This window comes from Paenibacillus sp. JZ16, from assembly GCF_015326965.1.
Classification (GTDB): Bacteria; Bacillota; Bacilli; order Paenibacillales; family Paenibacillaceae; genus Paenibacillus_AQ.
Map to the genome: position 1 here is coordinate 1,985,868 of NZ_CP017659.1, position 25,888 is coordinate 2,011,755.

The 25,888-nt window shown below is 49.6% G+C and carries 20 protein-coding genes; 7 read left to right on the plus strand and 13 right to left on the minus strand.

Annotated elements, in window-relative coordinates:
• Positions 1-118 precede the first annotated feature (118 nt).
• From BJP58_RS08915 to BJP58_RS08930, 4 genes are all read right to left on the minus strand, one after another.
• Positions 119-3,340 (minus strand): cellobiose phosphorylase, encoded by a 3,222-nt coding sequence (locus BJP58_RS08915; protein ID WP_194543619.1) that lies wholly within the window; start codon positions 3,338-3,340, stop codon positions 119-121.
• Positions 3,341-3,451: 111 nt separating this feature from the next.
• Positions 3,452-4,462, minus strand: coding sequence for a LacI family DNA-binding transcriptional regulator (locus tag BJP58_RS08920; RefSeq protein ID WP_194543620.1), 1,011 nt, complete (start codon positions 4,460-4,462; stop codon positions 3,452-3,454).
• Positions 4,463-4,615: 153 nt separating this feature from the next.
• Entirely contained in the window at positions 4,616-5,824 is a 1,209-nt protein-coding gene (locus tag BJP58_RS08925; RefSeq protein ID WP_194543621.1) for an SLC45 family MFS transporter, read from the minus strand.
• Between the two features lie 4 nt (positions 5,825-5,828).
• Positions 5,829-6,566, minus strand: a complete 738-nt coding sequence (locus BJP58_RS08930; RefSeq protein ID WP_194543622.1) for a glycerophosphodiester phosphodiesterase — start codon at positions 6,564-6,566, stop codon at positions 5,829-5,831.
• A 230-nt stretch (positions 6,567-6,796) separates the two neighbouring features.
• Between BJP58_RS08930 and BJP58_RS08935 the strand changes: the two genes are divergently transcribed.
• Together BJP58_RS08935 and BJP58_RS08940 are read left to right on the plus strand one after the other, a co-directional pair.
• Positions 6,797-7,237 (plus strand): MarR family winged helix-turn-helix transcriptional regulator, encoded by a 441-nt coding sequence (locus BJP58_RS08935; RefSeq protein WP_308116327.1) that lies wholly within the window; start codon positions 6,797-6,799, stop codon positions 7,235-7,237.
• 8 nt (positions 7,238-7,245) lie between these two features.
• Positions 7,246-8,484 (plus strand): MFS transporter, encoded by a 1,239-nt coding sequence (locus BJP58_RS08940; RefSeq protein ID WP_194543623.1) that lies wholly within the window; start codon positions 7,246-7,248, stop codon positions 8,482-8,484.
• A gap of 61 nt (positions 8,485-8,545) precedes the next feature.
• On the opposite strand, the gene BJP58_RS08945 is transcribed toward BJP58_RS08940, so the two are convergent.
• From BJP58_RS08945 to BJP58_RS08965, 5 genes are all read right to left on the minus strand, one after another.
• Positions 8,546-9,850, minus strand: a complete 1,305-nt coding sequence (locus BJP58_RS08945; RefSeq protein WP_336245466.1) for a bacillibactin exporter BcbE — start codon at positions 9,848-9,850, stop codon at positions 8,546-8,548.
• 85 nt (positions 9,851-9,935) lie between these two features.
• Positions 9,936-11,639 carry a methyl-accepting chemotaxis protein gene (locus BJP58_RS08950; protein WP_194543625.1) on the minus strand — a complete coding sequence of 568 codons (1,704 nt, stop codon included), beginning with the start codon at positions 11,637-11,639 and terminating at the stop codon, positions 9,936-9,938.
• Positions 11,640-11,949: 310 nt separating this feature from the next.
• Entirely contained in the window at positions 11,950-14,280 is a 2,331-nt protein-coding gene (gene helD, locus BJP58_RS08955) for an RNA polymerase recycling motor HelD (protein ID WP_194543626.1), read from the minus strand.
• Between the two features lie 293 nt (positions 14,281-14,573).
• Positions 14,574-15,632 carry an FUSC family protein gene (locus BJP58_RS08960; RefSeq protein WP_071220011.1) on the minus strand — a complete coding sequence of 353 codons (1,059 nt, stop codon included), beginning with the start codon at positions 15,630-15,632 and terminating at the stop codon, positions 14,574-14,576.
• Positions 15,633-15,739: 107 nt separating this feature from the next.
• On the minus strand, positions 15,740-16,429 hold the full coding sequence (locus BJP58_RS08965; protein ID WP_194543627.1) for a phosphatase PAP2 family protein: 690 nt from the start codon (positions 16,427-16,429) through the stop codon (positions 15,740-15,742).
• A gap of 179 nt (positions 16,430-16,608) precedes the next feature.
• Here BJP58_RS08965 and BJP58_RS08970 point away from each other — a divergent pair, with 179 nt between their 5' ends.
• Positions 16,609-17,253, plus strand: a complete 645-nt coding sequence (locus BJP58_RS08970) for an SDR family oxidoreductase (RefSeq protein ID WP_194543628.1) — start codon at positions 16,609-16,611, stop codon at positions 17,251-17,253.
• Positions 17,254-17,446: 193 nt separating this feature from the next.
• Here the strand turns inward: BJP58_RS08970 and mnmH are convergent, their stop codons facing one another.
• Positions 17,447-18,499, minus strand: coding sequence for a tRNA 2-selenouridine(34) synthase MnmH (gene mnmH, locus BJP58_RS08975; protein WP_194543629.1), 1,053 nt, complete (start codon positions 18,497-18,499; stop codon positions 17,447-17,449).
• Positions 18,500-18,538: 39 nt separating this feature from the next.
• A complete protein-coding gene (gene selD, locus BJP58_RS08980) occupies positions 18,539-19,591 on the minus strand; it encodes a selenide, water dikinase SelD (protein ID WP_194543630.1) in 1,053 nt (350 codons plus the stop codon).
• 292 nt (positions 19,592-19,883) lie between these two features.
• On the opposite strand from selD, the gene BJP58_RS08985 reads away from it, so the two are divergent.
• The 3 genes from BJP58_RS08985 to BJP58_RS08995 all read left to right on the plus strand — a co-directional run bounded on the left by BJP58_RS08985 (position 19,884) and on the right by BJP58_RS08995 (position 22,760).
• Positions 19,884-20,954 carry a permease gene (locus BJP58_RS08985; protein WP_194543631.1) on the plus strand — a complete coding sequence of 357 codons (1,071 nt, stop codon included), beginning with the start codon at positions 19,884-19,886 and terminating at the stop codon, positions 20,952-20,954.
• A gap of 134 nt (positions 20,955-21,088) precedes the next feature.
• Positions 21,089-22,282, plus strand: coding sequence for a peptidyl-prolyl cis-trans isomerase (locus BJP58_RS08990; RefSeq protein ID WP_194543632.1), 1,194 nt, complete (start codon positions 21,089-21,091; stop codon positions 22,280-22,282).
• 133 nt (positions 22,283-22,415) lie between these two features.
• Positions 22,416-22,760, plus strand: coding sequence for a LytTR family transcriptional regulator DNA-binding domain-containing protein (locus BJP58_RS08995; protein WP_009590070.1), 345 nt, complete (start codon positions 22,416-22,418; stop codon positions 22,758-22,760).
• Between the two features lie 86 nt (positions 22,761-22,846).
• On the opposite strand, the gene BJP58_RS09000 is transcribed toward BJP58_RS08995, so the two are convergent.
• Complete coding sequence (locus BJP58_RS09000) at positions 22,847-23,794, minus strand: hypothetical protein (protein ID WP_194543633.1); 948 nt, start codon at positions 23,792-23,794, stop codon at positions 22,847-22,849.
• Positions 23,795-24,055: 261 nt separating this feature from the next.
• On the opposite strand from BJP58_RS09000, the gene BJP58_RS09005 reads away from it, so the two are divergent.
• Positions 24,056-24,760 carry a YwaF family protein gene (locus BJP58_RS09005; RefSeq protein ID WP_194543634.1) on the plus strand — a complete coding sequence of 235 codons (705 nt, stop codon included), beginning with the start codon at positions 24,056-24,058 and terminating at the stop codon, positions 24,758-24,760.
• Between the two features lie 100 nt (positions 24,761-24,860).
• Here the strand turns inward: BJP58_RS09005 and BJP58_RS09010 are convergent, their stop codons facing one another.
• Entirely contained in the window at positions 24,861-25,853 is a 993-nt protein-coding gene (locus BJP58_RS09010; protein ID WP_194543635.1) for an aldose 1-epimerase, read from the minus strand.
• Between the last annotated feature and the right edge of the window lie 35 nt (positions 25,854-25,888).

Sequence of the window (25,888 nt, forward strand, 5' to 3'; positions counted from 1 at the left end):
TCCCCTCAGTCTTGATAACCGAAGGGATATTGAGTGCTAATGATTTTGCTTTTTTAGTCTGTCTACTTGACAGGGAGCACTTCATCATCTCGGGTGGCCTGTTTGCTTGCGTTTCCCTCTATTTCATTACAGCGTGAATGGACCGGATGTTCCCGTTACGGACTTCATGAGCCAACTCACCTGTAATATGAGGCCCATCGACTTCGATCGAATCTCCTCCCACCGTGGTGAGAGTTAAACGGTGAATCGTAACGCCGTCCTGACCGTACGTATTGGCTGCGCGCTCGCTGCGATACGTCACCTTGACGGCCCCAAGGAAGGTGAACGACACTTCTTGATTCTCGTCAAACAGCCACGCTGGGAGAACGGGGTTCAGATGAAGCTGCAGCTGGCTGCCTTCGTATCGGAATACCTTTTTTCCTGCCATCATCGTAATCCACATGCTTAGGAATTCGGCCGTCGATCCGCTCAACCTTGCCACAAAACCACGTCCATGCACGTGGGGATCCGGATTCACGCTGCTGGCAATAAACGAGGAGTTCTCCAGCGTGCTGCGTCCATAAACAGCCGGGTCCAGAAAAGGGATGAGGGACGTTTTGATCTCCGAGAAAAACTCGTCATACAATCCGGCTTTTAATAATGAAAGCAAGTATTTATAGGTCATATGCAAAAATACGGATTCCCGCTCCAGCCAGCCGGCTGTAAATGCACGGATGCGTCCGATTTCATCGGTTTCTCCCTCCAGGCTGACGGACGTTTTATACATTCCGAGCGCGGAATCATACAGATCGGATGCCTTGATCCGGTCATACATCGTTCTCGCCCGGCCTTCATCGGCGAGCTTCATGCCGCGAGCCGGTGCCTCCAGAAAATGCGGGAGCGCATAAGCCTTGAATTCAAGCACTTTTGCGGCAGGCAAACCATAGCGGGTAATCACCGGGTTTCCCGCTGCATCCCGAACCTTTTCAAATCGCTCGGCTTCAAAACGGAAATACGTTGGCACGATTCCGCCACCCATCTGCTCGGCACGCTGGATTCCTTCTTCGATTTTATCCAGGAAGGCTTCGTACATGCTCTTCACGTTCTTCACCGAAATTTCAACCTCCCGGCCGCTAATCCCGTACCGAACCGATGCACGATAGGATTCACGCTGCCCCGCTACCAAGTCCCAATAACCGAATGAGTCCAGTGAGCCGGACTGGTATAGCTGTACGGCTTCGTATACGCTCTCTAAATAAGACGCAATCTCCTCCGGTAGCAGAATCACTCGATGGCCGAACCGCTCGGCCGCATCCACGATAAATGCGACCATTCGCTTCAATTCCATTGTTTCGCTCATGCCCGACCCAAAAAGGCCCGGCAAACCATTCATCGCGTCATTCCAGCCCGGCTTGTTCGCCTCCATCTCTACCCCCATCCCGTAAGGGTCGAGTGTTGCCATTTTATTGAGGGATAATGAGATCATTTTGACAAACAGATTCGTGCGGTAAATGTCGCCTAGTCCGCCATCTACACGCAGCCATTCCGCAGCGTTCCTTTTTCTGCCGAGCTTGTTCAGTTTCTCCTCGTCCTCCAACAGCGCACCATATTGCCGTACCTTGCCCCGGCTGATCACTACCTTCTCACTCCGCGGAAGGACGAACACCGGGCTGTCAAAGAACGTATACGCATTCTCGCCAAACAACAGTTCCTCATAACGGTCGGGATATATATCCAAGTAGGTATCAACCAGGTCCATATTATAAGTCCAATGATCCGACCAGAACCCTTCGCCGAACGAAGCGGCAAAATGTTGATCGGATATCGTCAACAGCCCGGACAGGAACCGTTCCTCACTGATCTCCAGCCTGATGCCTTGATCCGAAATCGCGTTGATGATTTTACCCGGCGTATAATCCCCGTCGCATGCTTTGGCCAGCTTCTCATAATCTTCCTGAGCCGCGGAGGCCCGCAGCAGCTTCTCCAGTTCCTGTTTCTTCCCTTCACTCACGCGGAATTTCGTTCCTTCTACGCTAAGCGGGTTATATCCGTCGGCTTGAATGAGACTGAAGAACATCCGGATGTTGAATGTACCTACCTTCGGGTGGAAAAACACGTCATTTCGGCGGTTCTGATTCATATCCCGGAAATTTCCATTCCCCTGTGAATAGTACTCCGGCGCAAGAGAAAAGAAGTTATAATCCCGCTCCAGATCCCCATGCTTGCGGGAGTATAGATGGACAACGGCCCCTTCCTTCCCATTATCGAATAGGAACGGATATCCGCCCCGCAGAAAATTGTCCAAATAGGACTGACGGCTATATTCATCAAATAGCGGTAATCCCGTTTTGGTTGCAACATCCTCGGTTAATTCCCGTGTCAACGCCGAGGCCTCCTCGCGTTTACGGAGGATATAGGCAGGCGAACACAAATCTTTGGAGCGCTTATTGATTTTGCCGATATCGTTCACATGGCCTACCAGCGTATAAAACGTCACCGTCTCCCCAGGTTCAAGCGTAGCCGACACCCCGCTGAATCCGCAGGGCACTTTGTTGACGGCATACGGCTTGGCGTTCATCAAAGCTTCCACCGAGCTCACGGCAAATCGATCTGGGTGGATTAATGAAGTGTTTTCGCCAAAGATCAGCTCAAAGTCTACAAAGGGTTGGATCAACTTCCCGTGCTGATCAAACGACAGATAGAAGTGACCGCTCGTAACTTCGCTGACTTCCGCCTCATCGTGCGTACTGGAGCGAACTTTATAGAACGGGATCCCCCGTTCAAGGTTCTCTACTTCCATCCAGCTACGCAGGAGATTGCCGACCTCCTTGTACCCGCTATTCTCGACACCGTAAGGCAGAATCTCCGGCATGCCGTCCAGCAGTTCAAGCGATACAGGCTGAGCTCCGATATTCGTTACGCTGACTTCGCGGACAAGTGCGGCAAAATCTTCACCGGGCAGCTGAAAATACGACACCGACGTGCGTAATCCGTTACCAGCATGCTCCTCCTCAATGAACAGCTCATTCTGACGGATCAACATCGTTCTCTTTGCTTTGGAATCCGGCTGAAAGGATTGGAACGGCTCATAGACTACCGGTGCCCCCGCCATCTTGATAAACGTACGGAAACCGGTTGTCGACACATTCTTATACGAGATATTTGCCGGGGAAAATTCCATGATCGGCGAGTTCTTATCCCGTATGCCGAAGCTGCAAATCCCCTGACCCCGATTCACATAAAAGGTCCACATCGGGATCCCCTTCAAGCCAGCGATCCCCGGCAGGAAGCTGGAAAACGGTTTGGCGTGATCATACTGCTCGATCACAAAGGTATCCTTCTCAAAACGATAATTTGACATGCTCAGATCCTCCTTAAATGGGTTCATACTTTGATTCAAAATTCAGCGTTCGCCACTTTTCGAAACCGGTTTCGAAAAGTGGCGAAAATGAGTCCTGCCTTTATATTTCACCTAAGTGACCGGGCGGCAGGATTCCCGGATAATCAATTGAACCGGCAGCATAACCGACTGTACTGGTGCGTCTTGTTCTTCGATCGAAGTAAGAAGGATCTCTGCCGCAACGGTGCCCAGCTGCTCCGTATCCTGGCGTATGGTCGTTAACGCAGGGGTAATATAACGGGACATTTCTATATCATCAAAACCGATGATGGACACATCTCCCGGTACATTCAAGCCATGATCCTGCACGGCACGGATAGCTCCAAGCGCAAGCAGATCTCCAGCGGCATAAACAGCTGTCGGCCGATCCTCCAGCCCCAGCAGCCTCTTCATGGCTTCATATCCGCTCTCGATGGAGAAAAAATCGCTGCCTGTTATGTACTCTTCCCTTCGTTCCAGATCAAGCTCCCGTAGGGCTTGCTCATAGCCCTGCTGACGCTGCTCGCCTGCAAACGTATTCAATCCGCCCGATATATGGGCAATGCTGCGATGTCCAAGCGAATGCAAATACCGAAGTGCCAGCATGCTCCCCCCAATATTGTCGGAGTAAACCGAATGCACATGCTCCGGTGACGAGTCCAGAATGACGCACGGTATGCCGCTATCCAGCAGCTCCTTGAAATCGGGGTCCTCGCTGCTCGACAGAATGACGACCACGCCGTCGACGCCCCGAATTTTGCAATGCTCCACATAACTGCTTCTTCGGCCGCCGACATCCTTGGAGATGAACATCAGATCATACCCTTTGGATACGGCAATTTTCTTAAAACTTTCGATGACGGCTCCAAAATAAGGGTGACGAATCCCTGCTCCTGTAGCCTCCACAAAGAGAATGCCAATGGTCCAGGATCTCTTCGTCGTAAGCGATCTGGCGTTTGCGTTAGGAAGATAGCCCATTTCCTTCGCGGTTGCCAGAATCTTGGCTCTCGTCTTCTCCCGGACATCCGGATAATTGTTGAAGACTTTCGACACCGTCGTAGGCGAATAGCCTGTTTTCTTGGCAATATCATAAATCGTTGTCAACCTTGGAATCAGCTCCTGCACCTTTGCCGGCATATTCTAATTCAAATCTATCTGATATTAGATTCTACCTGTGCCGGCAAGCTCTCGTCAATGTTATTCCGTACACACTGACCAGCAGGAGCCTAACCTTCGGTTAGCAAAAAATTTAATCGGCTAGGACAAGCTGGCGGAAGCGGTCTGCGAGTTTGCAGGGCTTTCCGTTTCCTGATGCCGGATCATCAGCACGCAGATCAGCGCGAGCAGCATGCTGCCTGCGGCGCAATAAAACAGAATCGAATAACCCATGCCATCAATAAGCTTGCCCAGAAGAGGCGGTGACGAGATTGCCGCAAGTGAGGATACCAAATAGTACATTCCCGTCCGTGTCCCAATGCTGTCCTCCGATCCTGTAGATACGATAAATGGATAGGAGTTGATATTGATGCAAGCCCAGAATAATCCGCCAACGGTCAGCAATATGCGAAGCAATAGCAGTGACTCAACCCATGGTACGAGCGCAAAGACAACCAATAGCCCGCTGACTCCGATCAGAATCATCCGTTTCTTGCCGAATTTACCGCCAAGCCATCCGCTTGGAATGGCGAACACAACAAAGGCGAGCGAAAAAAACGTCAGGGAAAAGGAAGCCTGCGATTCCGTTAGCCCCATCTCGTTTTTCCCGTACAAAGTAAACAGCGTCTCAACCCCTTGATATGCGACAAACCAGAAAAATATCGCCGCCAAGAGCAGCACCGTCGTCCGATTGATCTGACTCTTGAAGGAAACTTTAGATTTGGCGGCCGTCTGAGCCTGATAGCCTGGAGCGTCACGCTTCTCCTGGATAAACGTTCTCAAAATGAACAACGACACCAGCGTTATGCCCGCTGCGGCAATAAAAGGCAGGGACTGATGAGCACTGTACAGCACCGAGCCCACGCCAAAAGCCAATATGGACCCTATGCCGCCCATAAAGTTAATGATGCCGTTGGCTCTCGTGCGGCGTTTCTCCTCCGTAATATCCGGCATTAATGAAACGGTAGGCGAACGATACAGACTCATGGCCAGGTTCATGAGGACCATGAACAGTATCAATGTCGCCATCCCGTTGTGAAACGGAATGATTGCGGTAAACAGAGCGCCAAGCGGCATACCGATGAGCAGGTAAGGCATTCTTCTGCCGTACCGGGTGTGGGTCCTGTCGCTGCGACTTCCGATCCATGGCTGCAAGAACAAGGCAAAGTAATTGTCGATCGTCATAAAGAAACCGATCAGGGCAACACTAGATATGTAATCCTCCAGAAAATAGGGCACAAACGCATTGTACAGCGCCCAGGTAATGCTAATGCTGAAAAAGCCAAAGCCCAGCAGCCATGTTTTCTTCACAAAGTCACGCTCCCTTAATTTGTAGCAATCCTCCGAGTACATCCGGATAATCCGTAATAATGCCCGCCACGCCGGCATCGATCAAGGCTTTCATCTGCTCCTCGTCATTGACGGTCCAAGGGTGATAGACTACGCCATGCTGTTTCGCTTCCTCTACCCATTCCGGCAGAACTGCGCGATGGTATGCATGAAGAGCATCCGCTTTAGCCAATTTGGCATACTCCCACGGTTTGTATAACCCTTCGCCATACAACAGGCCAGTTCGTATTTCAGGATCAATATGTTTGCACTCCACCAGGGAATAATGATTAAAGCTTGAGATGACGATTTGCTCTGACATATTGTAATGTCTTACGGTCTCGATCACGCGCTTTTCCAGCTCGGGATATTGAATCGATCCGTTCTTCAGCTCGATATTAACAATCGTGCCGTGATTTTTCGTTAATTCCAGCAGTTCTTCCAGCAGCGGTATCCGTTCCCCTTGAAAAACCGCTCCAAACCATGAGCCTGCATCCAGCTTGGCCAGCTCATCGTATGTATAATCCTTGACTAGCCCCTCGGCCCCCGTGGTACGGGCGACACTCTCATCATGGATCAGAACCAGCCTTCCATCCTTCGTCATCTGAACATCGGTTTCAATCCCGGTAGCTCCCTGTTCCAAGCCTTTGGCAAAAGCAGCCATCGTATTCTCGGGACATATGGCCGATGACCCGCGGTGTGCAAAATTAATCAATTGTGACATTTGTACTTCCTCCTGAGTGGTTAGATATTGGTTTGTACTATAAATATAGCTCGCAATTGTTAGAGCTATGTTATCATTCCATTTTTCATATTCCACATCGTTGAACGAAACCCTGTCATGCAGATAATTAATTTTTTGAATGGTTTGACTGATTTGCATGTCAGGCATATAATTGTTTAGACAACTATTTTTGAAAACTTGAAATGAAAGGTGTGACTTGTTTCTTGAAAGTGCCTAAACGCAACCCCTCCATCGGTTTTCATCTGGGTTACACCTATCGCCGCGCATCGCATTTGTTTGCCAATGCCCTGAAGCCCTATGATATCACCCCCGAGCAATGGCTGGTTCTATACCACATCGGAGAGCACGAAGGGTTAAATCAAAAGGAAGTTGCCGCCAAAGCGGATAAGGACCAACCAACCACTACCCGTATTTTGGATCTGCTCGAGAAAAAAGGGTATACTCGCAAATCCGTTTCGGTTAACGACCGGAGAGCTTTCCAGCTCTTTTTGACGGATACAGGCAAAGAATTGATCGAGGCAACCACAACCATCGAAAGTCAATGCGGAAGCCAGTTAATCGAAGGCATTGACGATCATCAATTAGAGATGTTCTGGGACACGCTCTCGCGCATCAATGCCAACATACACAACTTAGACAAACAGGAGTGATGTTTCACATGAATGAAATGAATACAAAACAACGATTATGGACCAAAGAATTCATCACCTTGATGGTCAGCAACCTTTTTCTGTTTCTGACCCTGCAGATGATGCTGACCACGCTGCCCGCATATGCCAAGGAGGCGTTTATGGCAAGCCCGCTGCAGGTCAGCCTGATAACCAGCGTGTTCGCCTTCAGCGCGATCGCTTCCCGCTTCGTGTCAAGTAAAGCGCTGGAAAAAGGGAAGCTGCGCCTGCTCCTGTACGTCGGGCTGTTCATTTCACTGGCAGCTACGCTCGGTTATTACTGGGCATCCGGCATTGCCTTTCTGCTGCTGATGCGCGTTTTGTTTGGCATCGGCTTTGGCATGACCAGCACCTCGTTTCCTACGATGGCATCGGACGTCATCCCGATCAAACGGCTGGGCGAGGGCATGGGGTACTTCGGTTTATCCACTACGCTCGCTATGTCGATCGGACCGATGATCGGCTTGACGCTCCTGCAAGACGGGGGGTTCACACCGCTTGTGATCATCACCGTCATGATCAATGTACTTATCTTCCCGCTCGCCTACGTTTTGACGTCAAGATCAGCAAAACGAAATATGGAGCTCCCCGCAGCGGTTCAACCTCGAGTTGAGGAGCAACCTAAAGGTTCATTCAATAAAAAGCTGATTCTGCCCAGCGTCCTTAACTTTTTGATGTCCATTACGTACGGCGGACTGTTGAGCTTCATGGCGTTGTTCGGCACCGAGGCTCACCTCCGGAATCCCCAGTATTTCTTCTTGTTCAATGCCATTGCCATTATTTTGGTGCGGCCGTTCTCCGGCAGAATCTATGACCGGTATGGACACAAGGCACTGGTTATACCCGCTGCTATTCTAATGGTCGCCGGTTTGTTGTTACTGACCTTCGCCACATCGACGGGAACTATGCTGTTATCGGCATTATGTTATGGCCTTGGCTTCGGTGCAATGCAGCCATCCATCCAGACCTGGATGATTCAGGAGGTTCATCCGCTGCAGCGCGGCATGGCCAACGGCATGTTCTTCAACTCTCTGGATTTCGGTGTCGCTATCGGCTCGATCGCGCTCGGTTCCATCGCCAAATCCACTTCCTACGCGATCATGTACCGTTATTCAGCCATTGCGCTTGTGATGTTAATCCTGATTTATATCATCATGCAGGTAACCGGACAATCACGCATCAAAAGAATGTCACAGCTTGAGGATACCGAACCCACTGCTGCTGGTTAACAGAGTTAGCAATGGGTGCAAATCCAAAGAAAATATCCAGATATGAGAAAGGTCTTGTCCGTTATTTATGGACAAGACCTTTCTTTTTCAAGCCCTGGGGTTTCTTGAAGTCGACTCGGTATGAATTCCCTCCGGTATCGTCTTCCTTTGCCTCCGGCTTCACGGCGAATAAGGTGAGCAGACTGCCTACAGCCGCGACGGCTGCCAAAGTGCCGAACAGCACCCAATGATTCGCCCCGAGGAGCAGCGAGACAACTGGAGGTCCGAGCGATACGCCGATAAAACGCATACTGCTGTATAGCGAGGTAATGGTACCTCGCTGCTCCTTCTCTATGCCTTCCGTCAGCAGCGTGTCCATGCATGGCAGTACCATCCCGATCCCGATGCCGCCAAGTGTCATCATACCGACGACAAAATAAATCTGCGAACTAAATCCGGTGACAATCAGGGAAGCCGTCAAAATGGCCATACCCGCGAAACCGGTCCACTTTTTAGCCGCTTTATTTTTGCCCGTGAATTTACCGGCTAAATAGGAAGACAGACATAACAAAGCCAGCGGAATCGCAAGCACAAGCCCTTTTATCACACCGTGCAAATTGTAAGTGCTCTCGAGCGTCTCCGACAAATAGAAAAGCACGCCGAACACGCCAAACATCGCAATGCCGCCGATGGCGAATATCGCATACAGCCATCTTCCCTTCTCGTGCAAAACCTGCCTGGTTGTTTTCAAAAACTCGCGTATGGATTGTTTATCGTCGTTGTTCGACTTGGGTGTCTTCACAAGAAAAATGACAAGCACGATAGAGATCAGGCAAAGAACCGGAATCGCTATAAAAGGCAAAAACCAGATAAAACTTCCGAGCAGGGCGCCCAGTATTGGACTGACTACCTTGCCAAACGTATTGGAGGTTTCGATAATGCCCAAACTCTTACTGACCTTTTCTTCCTCTTTAAACATGTCGCCGACAAGCGGAATGACAATGGGGAATGCCCCGGCAGCACCAATTCCCTGTAGAAACCGTCCTGCCAAAATAACGTAATATGCCGCCGTCCCACTCAGCATCCAGGCAGCCACAGCCGAGACAGCTCCGCCTAATGCCGCAATAATCAAGCTAGGGATGATGATCTTCTTTCGTCCATACCGATCCGATAAATAACCGGCAATCGGGATCAGTAAGATGGCTACAACAGCATACACCGTTATAAGCATACTAACTTTGAAGGAACTGATCCCTAGAGCTTTGGAGATCTGCGGCAAAATGGGAATCAGCATGGAATTGCCTAACGTCATGATGAGTGGTATGGATGCAAGGGCAACCAGATCCCATTTCTTGTTTTCCATGAGAGAAGACCACCTTTGCGTTATCTGTCATCCATATTGTAGGTTCTTTTCCCCGGAATATGCATGATTGCAAGGTGGCCGTTTTTTCCCATATACATTTTTTCCTTATTTATACTTTAAAGCCGGACATCAACTGCCGAAGCTTGCTGGACATGACATTCAAATCTTCAACGGAATTGGTAATTTCCTCCATTGAGGCCAGCTGCTCTTCCGTGGCGGCACTGACGCTTTGAGTTCCCCCTGCCGTCGTCTCGGTGACCTCCTGGATTCGGCGGATGGCGTGAACAAGCTCTCCCGCTCCGGAGTTCATCTGCTCTGTTGCAGCGGTGACACTCTGAATTTGTTCATTCAATTCACCGACGGATTGCTCAATGTCCTTAAAGGCCCTCTCGGCTCCTTGTGCCACATTCATGCCCTCGGTCACTTCGCGGGTCCCCTGCTCCATAACACCGGCCAGATCAACAATATCCTGCTGAAGTTCATGGACGAATTGTCTGATTTCGACGGAGGAGTTCGATGCCTGATCAGCCAATTTCCGGACCTCCGCCGCTACAACCGCAAAACCTCTGCCATGCTCGCCCGCCCGAGCGGCCTCAATTGAGGCATTCAAGGCAAGCAATGATGTTTGCTCCGCAATTTCGATAATGATCTGACCCATCGCTCCAATGTTGGAGGCCTTTTCGCCGAGCGCACGCACCGATTGCGCGGATTGATCCACACTGGTGCGTATGCCTTCCATTTGTGACAGTGTATGGATAAGTGCCTGTTCCCCTTCAGCCGCAAGCTGGTTCGTCGTTGCTGCCAAGCCGGAGACGTCTTGGGCGGCATGCGCGATGTGTTTCATTCCTTCCGCCATGTCCGTTACCGTAGCCGTCGTTTCCTCCGTATCCTGAAGCTGGTTCTCTACCCCGGCCGCCAGCTCTTCCATAATACCTGAGGTTTGCTGGGAAGCTTGACGAATCTCCTCGGTTGTGGAGTGCAGCGTCGAAGCTGCGATACCGACTTTGCCGGCCGTATCCTGCACCTGTACGACGAGTTCCCTGAAGCCATCGACCAATTTATTATATGCGTCAGCTACATCCCTGATTTCGTCTTTCGTATTGATCTGTAATCGGGTAACCAGATCCCCTCCGCCTTCGGCAATCTTCAATAGCTGATCGCTCATCTGATTCAAAGGACGAATCGAACGGGTAAGAAGATATCCTTGTATGGCAAAATAAACAACGGCTGCAACTCCGATCAACATAATGATCAAATTCTGAAATCGGCTGCTGGCCGCAATCTGATCAGCCTGCTTAGCCAAGGCTTCATTTTTATGTACTGTAAATTGTCCGATAAGCGTACTGAAGGACTTGCGCACCTCGCGTTCCTGGTTAAAAGCAGCTTCATATACCCGGAACGGTACAGCCTTGTAAAAACCGGTGTCATACCCTAATTTGTTTAACACCTCATTCACGGCTTCGGTGTATATGACATACCCGGTTTCGATCTCGTTAAAAACGTTGCGGTCTTCCTCAGCCGTCATCAAGCCTTTGGTTTCGGCCATGAGTTTGGTGACGGACTCCTGCTTCGCTTTCAATGAATCTGCAAAGGTCGAATCACCGGTCAATAGGTACCCCCGTTCATCATTAGAGACGCCCGTCAATAGAGTCTCCAATTGCGTCAGGTTATAAATGACCTTCTGATCCACTTCAATAATCTTGCTGAACCTCTTCTCCGTCATATTCGAAGTGATAAACGCGATAATTACGATTACCGACGTTACCACTGCAAGAATCGTAGACGAAAGAATTAATTTTGTTTTTATCTTCATCCGCAAGCACCCGACCTTTGATAAGTAGTATACCCCCAAACCTTTTTTCGTCAAATTTATGTCAAAAATGAATAGACTCGGCGATCGAGAAAGCGCTTTTCCCGAAAATAATTGAAAAATATTATTAATCACCGGTCAAATCATGATAAATAATGGATAACTCCCTCCTTATGGTATAAAGCTTGCTCATTACCGCTTCCTAATTTCGCTTCCGTTTTTTTCCTCTTCTATGAAACATGCTTGGTTTTCATATATCATTCATGAAAAAAAAGGCCTGCCTGAGATGTTGCGCAGACAGACCTTAAATTATTTAGTTTTGATCCGGTATAAAGTGGCTTTTTTCCCCGATATGATATACATGAAGTTTGTGCATGGCACGCGTACACGCGGTGTAGAACAACTTGCGGTCGCTTTCGCGATGGTACACATCCTCGGAGCCGTTGTATATGATCACCGCGTCGAATTCCACGCCTTTGGCCAGATAGGCAGGAACGACAAGCGTTCCCTTCTCAAATGCAGGAGTGGTTTTGGTAATTAATCGCGCAGGGATATCTGCCGACAACTGCTCGTGTACGCGTCTGCTCTCCTCTTCTGTCCGGCAGATCACCGCCACGTACTGGAATCCCTGTTCATGAAGCTCACGGATATCAGAGACTATCGCTTCATGCAGACGTTCTCTATCGTTCACTGCAACCACCTGTGGAGCTTCGCCGCTCCGGTTAAATGGTACAATCCGTTCCCCGCCCGGTATCATCTGCCGCGTGAAATCAACGATTTCATACGTAGACCGGTAGCTTTGCGTCAGATTGATGACCTCCGTATCCTCCTCGCCGTACAGACTCACCAGATTTTCCAGATTGCCAAGCGCCTCTCCATGTGCGTAAATGGCTTGATTGAGATCCCCCAGCACCGTCATTTTCGCTCGCGGGAACAATCGCTTCAGGAATTCCAGCTGAAATCCCGAATAGTCCTGTACTTCATCGACAATCACATGACGAATCGACGTGTTCGTGCGGAAACCTTGAAGCAGCTCCTTTAGATAGAGGAACGGAGTCGCATCCTCATACAGCAGCGATTTGTTGTCCAGTGACGCAGCGGTGAGACTGCAGATTTCCTCCCAATAGTCCGGGAGCGTCTCCAAATGTCCGGCCGCCCGGCGAAATAGCGATTCATCGGTATATAATTTTCGGTACATGCCCTTTACATCCACATATCGAAACCGCTTGATCCAGCGTCTAACCGGCTTGAGCCGATTGCTGATGACCATTTTGGCAAGGACATCCCTTTCTTTATCGAAATCGTCAAAGGTGTCCGACTTCCGGTTCTGCTTACGTCTCATCGTTTGAAAGGCCCGCTGGTAATCTTCCGTATCCAGGAGCTGGATCTGCTCCTCCACCCACGGGGCGTCTTTTTCGCTCTGGGCGAACTCCGACAGACGTTTGAGCATCCACTCTTTCATCAGGTCGATCCGGCCAGCGAGTTTAACCGCCGAATCATAACTATAGAACTGCGCGGACATTTCGTCGGCGCTGACGATCACCTTACCTTGGAATACGACAGGCTTAAAGAGCATCCCGCCCTTCTCCAGCAATTCCTTGTATCGTCTGATGGTATCCAGATAGGCTCCCGAGGATTTAAAGGATATGCTCTCAAGTCGCGCACGGTAATGCGGCGAATCGTCCGCATTCAGCAAGGATTCTGTCTGCGTAAACACATCTTCAAGCTCAAACTCCTTGCCCAGCCGGTGTTCCAGATAGGACTGGAAGGTCGTCTGCTGCATATTGTCCTCGCCAAGCTCCGGAAGCACCGTGGATACATAACTATTGAACAGGGGGTTCGGAGAGAACAGAATCATCTGGTCGGCCCGAAGCGTCTCCCGATACTTATACAACAGATAAGCTACCCGCTGCAGTGCCGCTGAGGTTTTGCCGCTGCCGGCAGCCCCCTGAACGATCAGCATGCGGGTTTTGTCGTTTCGGATGACGGCATTCTGTTCCTTCTGAATCGTAGCTACGATGCTCTTCATCCGATCATCCGCGCTATGGCTGAGCACCTGCTGCAGCAGCTCATCTCCAATGGTTACGCCGGTATCAAACAACACCTTGATCTCGCCGTTATGGATGACGAATTGGCGCTTAAGCAGCATTTCGCCTTTAACCGTGCCCGAGGGCGTTTCGTATTGGGCCGGGCCGGGCGCCCCATCATAATACAAGCTCGAGATTGGAGCCCGCCAATCGTAAACCAGAAACGTCTCCATATGTTCATCCAAAAAAGATCCTGTTCCCAAATAAATAATGTCCGTCTCCGCGGTTCCTTCCTCCTGAAAATCAATGCGTCCGAAGTAAGGGGACTCCACAAGTTTTCTATATTTCTTAAGCAGCTTGCTGGATTGCAGATGAGCATGCTCACGTTCCGCCAGCACCTGCGACTGCTGCCTCAGGTTGGTGGACGTTTCACCCAAATCGTCCGGGTTGCTGAAGTTGACCGTTACTTCGTCCCAGAAGTCTTTCCGCATATCAATAACGACTTCACGGATATCCCCGACGCTCGCTTCCAGCTGAGATATTTTATTACCGATTTTCGTTGTCACTTCCGTTACCCGCGCCTGTTCTTCTTGCCAATCCTGTTCGCTGATAGCCATTTGTTCATCCCCCTAATATACTGGTTGACAGCGTAATATGTCTGTGATATAATACAATTGTGATATTCTAACCAAATCATCGTTATTTAATGACAAACCATTGCTAATTATAGCAATGTAACCCGCATAATTCAACATCGAATTTCAGACAGCCGACCCACCGGGGCGGTTTTTTTGCGTTTATATACAATACCATTCCCAAGGCTCACTGCCAAGAGGAGTCCTATAATCCCGGTGCAAAAAACAGCCGATCAAATATGGCATCTTGATCGGCTCCCTCATGATGACTTCTCTTATTTACGCAGCCACGAGAACAAGGCTTCCTCCTGCTCTTTATCATCCACGACACGGCTGATTTGATCCGCGACCCGGTTCAGCCGGTCAAGCTGATACCCGTAATCATACATGGAGGCGGCCACCACCGACAGTCGAAGCCCCCCTGGATTGGCGCCTGGTCCGCACATCACCTGCTCCATGAACGTTTCATTGTTCTCCGCCATGGTCTCGGCCTCGTCTTCATTCGGTTTCAATTTATCTTCGAATTTCCACAAAATATGCTCATGGTACTTCATTAACCGCTCCAGATTGTGATCAAACTGCTCGTCGATTTCTTCGGATCGTTCCGCCTGGAAATAGTGGTTTTCGACCGCATCCAGCACTTCATACCCTTTACGAAGGGATTGAAGCAGTTGTTTATACACCACCAGCTGCCTTGCTTGACTGTACTTCGCCCGCTTCAGCTTCTTCTGCTCTTCCTCAAACAAATTGTATTTATCGGACAATGATTTGATCGCCGATTCCAGTTCCTTCTTCTCCGCGCGGTATACCGAATCCTTCATTTCGTGGGAGATGGCCGTGCGCAGCAGCAGCGACATTTTGCCAAATACAATATGAATCCGCGTGATGTACTGTTCCTTGGGTTTCGGGGGAAACACAAGAATATTGATAAGAAATGCGGATATGATACCGATAATCGTCAGAATAAAGCGATTGAGTGCAAAATCCCATTGACCGGAAGCTTCCATCACGGAGATAACCGTAACTAGCGTAAGTCCGATGGTCTCGCCCATTTTCAGCTTCATGCAAATCATAATTACTAGAATACATACCAAACCGACGGAAATCGGCTGATTCGATAAAAAGTATCCTCCTAGCATCGCCAGAATCGCACCGAGCGTACTGGTCTGCAGCTGGTCCAGGAAATATCTCCACGACCTGTATATGGATGGCTGCATCGCAAAAATCGCTGCTATGGCGGCAACGACAGGGGATTTAAAATCAAACAGCATGGCTAAATAAAGAGCCAGCGTTACGGCTAAGCCGGTTTTGAACATTCTTGCTCCAAACGCCACAGACAGCCCTCCTTACCTAACCCAATTTCACATCTATGGATACACACCATGATACATACTCCTCCGTTTGAACCGCTATTACATGAATTACCCTTACGCTTCCAATGTTATGCAGTTTCTGATTCATTCACATCTTCCGAATTGGCCCGCTTTCCCATCCTCTTCTCGTAAGATCGGACCAGAAATGCAAGCCAAGCACAAGCAGCCAGATATCCACCAACAATATCGCTTGGATAGTGGACCCCGAGATAGACCCTGCTTAATCCGATGCCGAGAATCATGGTGACGGAGATGGATATTAATATTCCTCTCCCCGCCCTGCTGTCAATATGTCTCCACAACAAGTAAGTGAGCACGCTGTAGAATGAGAAGGCGGCCATGGAATGTCCGCTGGGATAGCTGTATCCCGTAATTTCAATTAAGCGGTGGATGTCGGGCCTTGCCCGTTGAAAGACCCATTTTAATAATAAATTCAGAATAGATGAACCGAAGACGACCACAATAAGGAGAAGAATCTCCATGCGGTGCCCCAGTACCCAATATAGCACGGCGATTACAATCAGACATAACACAATCACCGGTCCGATGGAGCCTATAAACGACAGCCCGATAGCAATATCCGTGATAAGCGGATGCTCCCAGGCTTGTACCGTTGTTAGGATCGCCCAATCAAACGTTGCCAGGCTTTGCCGCTTTACCAAAGCAGCCAGCGTGGCAAATCCGATCAAGCTGATTATCGATATGAGGAAAATCCAGCGTTGTCTTCCTGAAGTCGTGTGTAGCTTCTGTCCGCTCAACTCTCTTTTCTCCTTTGCCTTTGTTTCGAATCCGTGCGAGTTGGTGAAAACAAGATAATATCATTTTCCTGAGATAAAGAAAAGTCCAGATGGGAGATACATGAAATATCCCGTAGTCTATGTCAAAATCGCAATGATTACTCTTTCAAGATCATTTTTACCATAAAGGAGTTGTCCACATGAAGGTTCTCGTTGTCGGTGCCAACGGCCAAATAGGCAAACAGCTTACCCATCTGTTGCAAGAGCATGAAGGTTATACCGTAAGAGCAATGGTACGAAAGGAGGAGCAAGCAGCCCCATATCAAGCTGCCGGAATAGAGTGTGTTCTTGCGAACCTGGAAGGGTCGGTCGAGGAGCTTGCGGATGCAGCGAAGAATTGCCAGGCGGTGGTATTCGCTGCCGGCTCGGGCGGAGCTACTGGATACGACAAGACTCTGTTAATCGATCTAGACGGAGCCGTAAAAATGATGGAAGCCGCCGAGCAGGCGTCTGTTAGGCGCTTTATGATGGTGAGTGCAATTGGGGCCCATCATCGGGAATATTGGAGTGAGGAGATCAAACCGTATTATGCCGCCAAACATTACGCGGATCGCATGCTTCGTCAGAGCAGCCTCACGTACACCATCATTCGTCCTGGAGGACTTACGAATAACCCTGGTACCGGACACATCGCCGCTGCGGAAAATATACGGGGCGGTTCGATTCCGCGCGAGGATGTAGCGCGAACGATTCTGTTATCACTGGATGAAGAAAATACCTTCCGTCGTTCCTTCGACTTAATTTCAGGGGATACTCCCATATCCAAAGCTTTAGCCTCCATTTGAAAAGAGTCCTTTATCAAAAAAGATCGCCCCGAAGTATAAGCGGTACGCTCTTATCCGCTCTACTTCAGGGGCGATCTTTTCGTACTATTAACCAGCTCAAAATAAAAGCGGTCCCTGCCAACGCAGGCGCATATTTTATAACTCGCTTTGTCAATTAGCGTTTGTAATGCATTCCTACGTTTGTAATGCATTCTTACGCGCCGGTCTTCTGCTGCATTTGAGTCCGCAATATGTCTTTAACCGCATCCACTGCTTCTTCCACCCGGTCTACCGCCACAACGATGGGCGTGCTGCCCTCGTATTGACTGAAGGAGTGATTGTACTTGGGATCGTAATAATGCTCAAGGAGCAGCTGTATTCCTTGGGCAAACAGCCCCTCTTCCAAAGACTTGCCAATTTCCGCGGCGATAGGCGTATGGATCCTGTTTTTGATTAATTGAAAGGCCGCCAAATATTGCTCTTTATAAGCCGCAGGGTTGTAATCCTCCAGGATCTGGCGAACACGCTCCCCCATCGGCAGTTCCAACACGATGGCTACCCCCGACTCCTTCTTTTGCATAAGGAAATCGGGAACGGCGATTTTGCCGATCCGTTTGCTCTCCGCTTCAAATAACAAATACGGCGAGGATTCCAGTTGCTTCAGCCGCTCAAACAATTCCGAATCGAATGTCTTCTGATTATTCGCCTGTAGACCGATATGGCCAAAGATCGAGCCGCGATGTCCTGCCAGCCCTTCCAGGTCCACGACAGGGTAGCCTTCCTGCTGAAGCTGTCTAAGCACTGCCGTCTTGCCTGTGCCTGTCAAGCCGTGAAGGACGAATGCTTCCGCGTCCAGACTCTTATGCTCCAGCGTATCCAGCACATACTTCCGGTAAGCCTTAATCCCGCCCGTAATCCGGTTAACATGGATATCCATCAATGAGAGAACGGTTGCGGCCGTCCTGCTGCGCATGCCGCCACGCCAGCAATAGACCGCCTTATCTCCCTTGATCTCCTTGAATTGCTTCACAAAGCTCGGGAGCTTGGCCGACATAATGGCAAGTCCACGCTCTTTAGCCGCATCCACGCTCACCTGCTTATAAATCGTCCCGATCTCCGCCCGTTCTTCATCATTGAAGACCGGAATGTTCAGACTTCCCGGAATCGTGGAATCCCTGTACTCTGAAGGGGAACGGACATCAATCAAAGTAATCTTCTTGCTGCTTTGCAGTTCCATTAATTCTTTTACGGTGATGTCTTGAAACATGTCTGCTCGCTCCTTTATTGATACAAAACCCGATTCACTTTATAACTCAACGACAATGCGATTCGGATGGTCATGCACGACCTGGCCGATTCTCCCGGCTTCCAGCCCGGCTTCGCGAAGCTCTGCCAGAAGCTGATCGGCCTGCGAGCCATCAACCGCAATGAGGAGTCCTCCTGAAGTAACGGCATCGCACAGAATCCACTTATCGATCTGATCCATGTCATTCGGGAAATCCACATCGTCCTTCACGTGATCATAATTGTTTTTCGTACCGCCTGGTATAACACCGCCATCAGCCATCTCTCGAACCCGCTCCAAAATGGGAACGGAAGGTTTGGAAATACGGATCCCCGTGCCGCTTCCCTTGGCCATTTCGAGCGCATGTCCAAGGAGACCGAAACCAGTTACATCGGTGCAAGCATGCACCTCATACGGTTCCATGAGCTCGGCAGCCGTTTTGTTCAATGCGGCCATGACCGCGGTAACTCGGCGAATCTCCTCATCGCTTAACAGATCTTTCTTGATGGAACTCGTAAGGATACCCACGCCGATCGGCTTCGTCAGAATCAAGGCATCGCCTGGCTTAGCGCCGGCATTGGTTCTTATTCTGTCCGGATGGACAGTACCTGTAACGGCAAGGCCGAACTTCGGTTCTTTATCATCGATGGAGTGCCCGCCAACCAGGGTAACCCCCGCTTCCTTCAATTTATCTCCTGCACCTCTCAAAATATCCGTCAATACCTGCTTGTCCAGCGTTGAGATCGGGAATGCCACGATATTCAAGGCAGTCAGCGGCTTGCCTCCCATGGCGTAAATATCGCTGATAGCATTCGCAGCAGCCACTTGTCCGAAATCATAGGGATCATCCACAATCGGCGTAAAGAAATCGACGGTCTGAACCATAGCCAAATCATCCGTGAGACGGTATACGCCTGCATCATCACTTGTATCTAAACCGACCAATAAATTAGGATTCGGCTCGGCTTGCGGGAGCTTGCGAATGACCTGCGCCAGGTCCGCAGGTCCGATCTTGCAGCCGCATCCTCCTTTAGAAGAATACGAGGTTAATTTTATTTTCTCCGATTGACTCATCACGGGTCTTCCCTTCGCTTAAGAGTTGAATTTATAAAACACATGCAACAAACCCGGCGTGGATGCATAAAAACGTCTCATCTACCCCGGGGATAATCTGATATTCGTCCGTTTACTAACACTTGTGATCACACACAATATCTATATTATAAGAAATTGGCTGCTCCAAGTCTAATGGTCTTCCTATATCTTGCAATTACCGGGAATATCTTTCTTCTTTCTGCTCACAATGTGATATACTAATTGATTGGATATGTAAATCATTTCACACCGCATCGGGGGAATATAGATCATGAATCACTCAAGCGACGGCAGAATGGCCTTCGATCATTCGGATCGCAGAAGAACCATCTGGTTTATCACCGTCTTCATCATCATTGCAGCAACAGGGCTAACCTACGTAAAGTGGTGGCCTTATTATGATAAAGCGCTCAAAGCTATTATGGAGCACAGCATCGGCTCCTCCATATTAGGCATGGAGCCCGGCAATGTCGTGCCTTCTTGGCAAGCGGCTTGGGACTATGCGGTCACGTATTTTAAAGCAGTATGGAAAGCGGCGGTGCTCGGTATTCTGCTCGGGACCTTGATCCAGTCGCTACTGCCCTCCCAATGGCTGCTCCGCGTTCTCGGCAAAACCACCTTCGGCAGCACGGCGATTGGAGGAATTGCCTCCATTCCGGGGATGATGTGCTCCTGCTGCGCGGCACCGATCGCGATCGGTCTGCGTAAGAAAAAGGTGTCCGTGGGCTCCGCCCTCGCGTTCTGGATCGGCAATCCGACCATCAATCCGGCAACCCTCGTCTTTATGACGTTTGTTTTATCCTGGAAATTTACCGCGCTGCGTTTAGTCTTCGGCCTCATTCTGACCTTTGGCGTCAGTTACCTGGCTAACCGCTTCGCCAAAGAGGTGGATCCGGTAGAGATTGACGCGCCGGAGAGCACCGATCAAACCGATGAACGTCCGCTGTGGAAACGCTGGCTCGCCAGCATCGGTCATATGTTGATTCGCGTGGTTCCGGCGTATTTGATAGCCGTGCTTCTCCTTGGCGCACTGCAAGTGTGGATGTTTCCGCATCTGGGAGCTGCTGCAGGAAACACGCTGCTGGCCGTCATCTTCTTCTCCGTGATGGGAATGCTGTTTGTCATTCCAACCGCAGCGGAAATCCCGATCATTCAGGCCTTTATGGCAGCGGGTCTCGGAGCGGGCCCGGCCGCAGCGCTGCTTCTGACGCTGCCGGCCATCAGTCTTCCGTCCCTGCTCATGGTACGACGCTCATTCCCGAGGAATGTCATGTGGTTTGTTGTTGCTTCTGTAGTGCTGCTCGGAATCGTATGCGGTATAGCGGGCATGCTGATCCTGTAGACCCAGCTCCAACTTTTTCGCTTATCTTTTCAATTTTTATTTTTTCTTAAGGTAAACCCTTGGCTTATCTGGTAAAGTGATTAAAGAATGAACCAACTCATTATTACATGCAGTCGAAGGGAGTCAATCATTAAATGAAAGATAACGATTTGCAGCCAAACCATCCGGGGCAACCCGAGGATGAACAAGGACAAGCCCAAGAGAAAGAGAATAACCAACAAGATCCGGGCAGCTTGTCTCATGAAGAAGAAAGAATAGATTCAACCTATCCGGAGCCCATCGAGCTTCACAAGGATGAGAACGAACAGCCTGCACTCATGCATCCGGCAGGGGATCAACCGCATTTCGATGAACAGTCTCCTGCAGGTGGCGGCGGTAACGGAAGCAAAGGTTGGATGATCGCTTCGCTCGTATTGGCGGCAGCGTTAATCGTCGTCCTGATTGTCCCTCCGTTTGCCAAAGGATCCGGCAATGAAGCTATAGCTAAAGTCAATGACGTTAACATTACCAAGGATAATCTGTATGATGAGCTTGTCAGCGCAGGCGGTAAACAAACACTCAATTCCATGATCACAGAGGAATTGATCCAGCAGGAGCTGAAGAAGAAATCCATAACGGTGACCGACGCTGATGTAAGTAAAGAAGTGGATGCCTTGAAGGCGACCTTCCCATCCGAGGACCAATTCAATATGCAGCTTCAGCAAGCCGGCATGACGCTCGACGATCTTAAAGAACAGACCAAAACCCAGGTCGAGCTCAAAAAGCTGATGGCCGATAAAATCAAAGTAACCGATGATGAGATTAAACAAATCTACGACCAATACAAAGACAGCTTCGCTACGCCTGAGCAAGTTCGCGCATCCCACATCCTGGTCGAGACCAAGGAAGAAGCCGAAGCCATCGTGAAGCAGCTGAAGGAAGGCGCTGACTTTGCAGCGATTGCAAAAGAGAAGAACCAAGATGCTACGAAGGAGACCGGCGGCGACCTGGACTTCTTCGGACGCGGCCAGATGGACCCTGCATTTGAAGAAGCAGCGTTCAAATTGAAGAAGGGCGAAATCAGCGACCCGGTGAAGAGTTCTTTCGGTTACCACATCATCAAGGTTACCGATCATAAAGAAGCTACGAACCCTACCCTTGAAGATAAGAAGGAAGAAATCCGCAGTCAGCTTGAGAACCAGAAGGTTTATTCCGAATCCACAGCCTATATTCAGGAGCTGAAGGATAAAGCAACCATCACCAATACGCTGGACGAAACTGCGGCTGAAACGCCAGCAGATCCTGCAACAGAAGCACCAGAAGCACCTGAAGCACCTGCTGCACCTTAAATGTTAGTCCAAGCCCCTACCCTTGCGGTATGGGCTTTTTTTAATGCGAAATAAAAAGTTCTTTCAACACCAGGGAAAACATGTTAGAATGTAAGCGTTATCAAATGTTGATCTTGGAAAAGGGGGAAGCAGAATGATGAAGCACGTATCGGAATCCCGCAACATGTATGAGGACTTCGTGGTGGAGACAGACATTCTGTTCTTTAAAACCGGATCGCACGGTTTGGTCAGCTTTCACGGCAGAAACTACAATATTAAAAAGAGAATGACTGCCGAAAAAATCGCATCCCTGCTCTCCGGTAAACAGTTCTATCATGTCGGCGGCAACTGCTACGTCAACGTTGACAAAATCACGACGGTAGAACAAGGCATCGTTTACTTTGGGGAGAAGGCACCTTCTGCTAAACATCTTCGGATTCCGAGATGGAAGCAAGAATCGCTCAAGCGCCTTGTCGCAGAAGTAAAACAGCCTGTTTAAGAGCAGCGCTCTCCTCAAGAATCAGGCGCTCAAGACAGAAGATCCCGTATCCGGTCAAACGGAGGCGGGATCTTTTAATTTACAGGCTATAACTTCAGTTTCCTAGCATTAACGATGTATAGATGCTTCAGCGGCAATGCACCGTTTCTGTACTTGCGGGCACCGGATTCAAACAGAACGTACAGGTCATGGCCCCGCATCGCAATATTCTCGGACATCGGAGGCATCGTCAACGGCGTGGCCGCAGCCTTTCCCTTTGTTCCACGAGTATATATGAGCAATTTGCTTGCATTGTTGCGTCCGCAGGATTGACTGTATACAACGCGGGTTTTCGTCACGACCGCCCCTTGGATACGGTCAGGTGTGCTCCAGGTATAGGCGGCTTTCCGATTCGGCGGCAAAGCGTCGCTGGACGTTAATGGATAGCCTCGCAGCTTGCCCTTAGGTCCCGGCGCACACTGCTTGCCCCCTTGATCCTCGCCATCCATATATTCGCCGATCCATAGAATGCCGTCGGAATACGTGGCATAGGATGCTTTATGACCGAGCGCATAAGGTGTCATGACAATATTGCCATAATCTTTCTTGCTGCTAATTGTACTCAGCGGAATTTTATACACCTTTTTGCCGGACGCCACCCACAGATGTTTTTTGCTGACCGCAAGCCCTCCGACATGCCCGGTATGTTTTTTGCTCCCGCTCTCATACAAATACAGGGTTTTGATACGTTTGTTGGTTTTGCTGCTTGTAATCGAAATGCTGCTGGCTTGATTGCTGTCCTTATTGCCCCAATAATGCGATATAATGATCCAATTCTTGCTCGGAACAAGAGCCAGCCCTTGCGGAATCCACTCTTTGGTTCCGGAGTAACCGGGAATGGCGGCTCCCTTTTTGCTGATATCGAAAAACTTTTTGTACTTGGAGCTGGCTGCTTCGGCTTCCCCTGGAGGAGCAAGTCCGCTTAAGCTGAAGATCAGAGCTAAGCTAAGCAGGAGACTTGCATAACGTTTGATTCCCTGTCGTTTGCTCGCCATAAATGTACCTCTCTTCCATCGTTATAATTTATAACGGCAGGTTATTGGGGTCTTGCACACCCACATAAATGTAATGTATTCTGGTCTGGTTGTACCTGATGATACATAAGGATGCGAGATATGATCCTATTCCTAACCCATTCCACACTATGGTAATATCAAATCTAAGGCTTATGAACATAGAGAGGATGATCACGAATCGATCCCTATTTTGATCCGAGATATCCGGAAGTTTTTACTGCTTTCTCCATCGAACATTGGATGGCCATTATGGTGTTTATCGCTCTTGGCTTACTATTGTACTTGTTTAGAACCGTAATCGCCTCCAATGCTTCTCTGCAAAAGACCGTGAGATGGGGACTGCTTGCTGCGCTTTCGTTACCGGAAGCCTCCCTTCATATCTGGTATGCGTCAACGGGAATATGGGACCCTGCCACTTCGCTTCCATTGGAATTGTGCAGTCTGACCCTGTTTCTCTCCATCGCCATCCTGCTTACGGATGAACGCCGCCTATATCCGTTGGTTTACTTTGCCGGCATCGGAGGGGCCTTACAGGCTATATTAACACCGAATCTGGGCTATCCTTTCCCACACTTCCGGTTCTTTCATTTCTTCGTCGTCCATATCGCGATCATATTGACGGCTTTGTACATGACATGGGTTCGAGGATACCGTCCAACCTGGAAATCCATCGGCTGGACGATGGTCTTCCTAAACGTATCCGCATTCGTTGTCGGGCTGGTCAACCTCGCTGTCGGCTCGAATTATATGTTCCTGATGCGCAAGCCGGACACGGCTTCGCTGCTGGACCTGCTTGGACCGCATCCCGTATACATTTTCGTTGAGGAACTCATCGCACTCACGCTGTTTATCCTTATGTATATCGTCTTTTTTGTCATGCCGGATCGCATTAAACGCAGTCGCCGCCGTAAACAGGAACAAACTTTTTCTTCGTCCGGCAGTTGAAGAAGGAATCAAATAAACATAAAGCGTATGGATGGTAAACGCCCTGTGTAGCCGGGTGCCAGAATCCATACGCTTTTTTTTGGGGGAAAGGGTCTGACTACTAATCCTTAAGATACAGCCTTGAGGTTGCTTCCCAAATTTCTCCCGGAGCCAAACCGAACAGACCGATATCGTCAGCAGGCAAGTCTACGTTCGGTGCGTTGACCAGGTTGATCTGCGGCTCCGGACAGAAGAACTTCCGGGAGGCCTTGTTGTTCCATACCATCCACTGCTTATACGAATTGCCGACATCGTAAACGAATGTTTTGCCAAGCTTGGTATCTGTCAATTCCATACGGTTTCTGCCGTTCTGCGGGACGGCCGTGTAATGGTTGTCCATCGAATCAAAATAGGGAGTTACACCGCTTGTCCGAAGCAGCTCCTCTTCTGTCGTCAGAGTCTGGAACTTGCCGGTCGGCAGCATCCGGTCACTCATTTCCCACCGTTCGCCGATCGTTATTCTTACGACACAATCATCCGCCGTGCTCTCCGGGGCAAACGGAGCATTGATCGCCGTATGAAAGGCTAGCAGGCACGGCATGCTGCGGGTACCCTGATTACGTATAAACACATGCTGGGCCAAGCCATCCTGATTCAGCGTGTAGCGAAGCCGGAAAGTGAACTGGTGCGGGAGCATCGCATACACCGGATGATTCTCATCAATGGTGACCGAAACCACCACGTAACTTTCAGACTCGCTGCTGCCAAAATCCTCGACGCTCCAAGGAATCGTATGTAAAAAACCATGAAGGTGATTGCCCGTCGCTTCCTCATTGATCGGGAACTGATAGGTTTGTCCATTCCATGGAAACCGCCCGTCCTCATAACGATTAGGCGGAAAGAGAACAGGAATGCCGTGTACGCCCGGATTGGATTTGAATGCTTCCATTTCGTCTGCTTCCGGTTCGCGAAGGAACCGGTAACCGCTTTCGTTATCCCTAAAAGCAATGAGATTGCCTCCGATTTCGGGCAATATCGCCGCCTCGTAAGGGCCGTGCTGGAGCCAAACCGCGCGCTCTCCGTGATATGATCCTTCATACGCTTTATGGTTCATCGGGTGATCTCTCCTCTCAAGTGTGAACGTATATA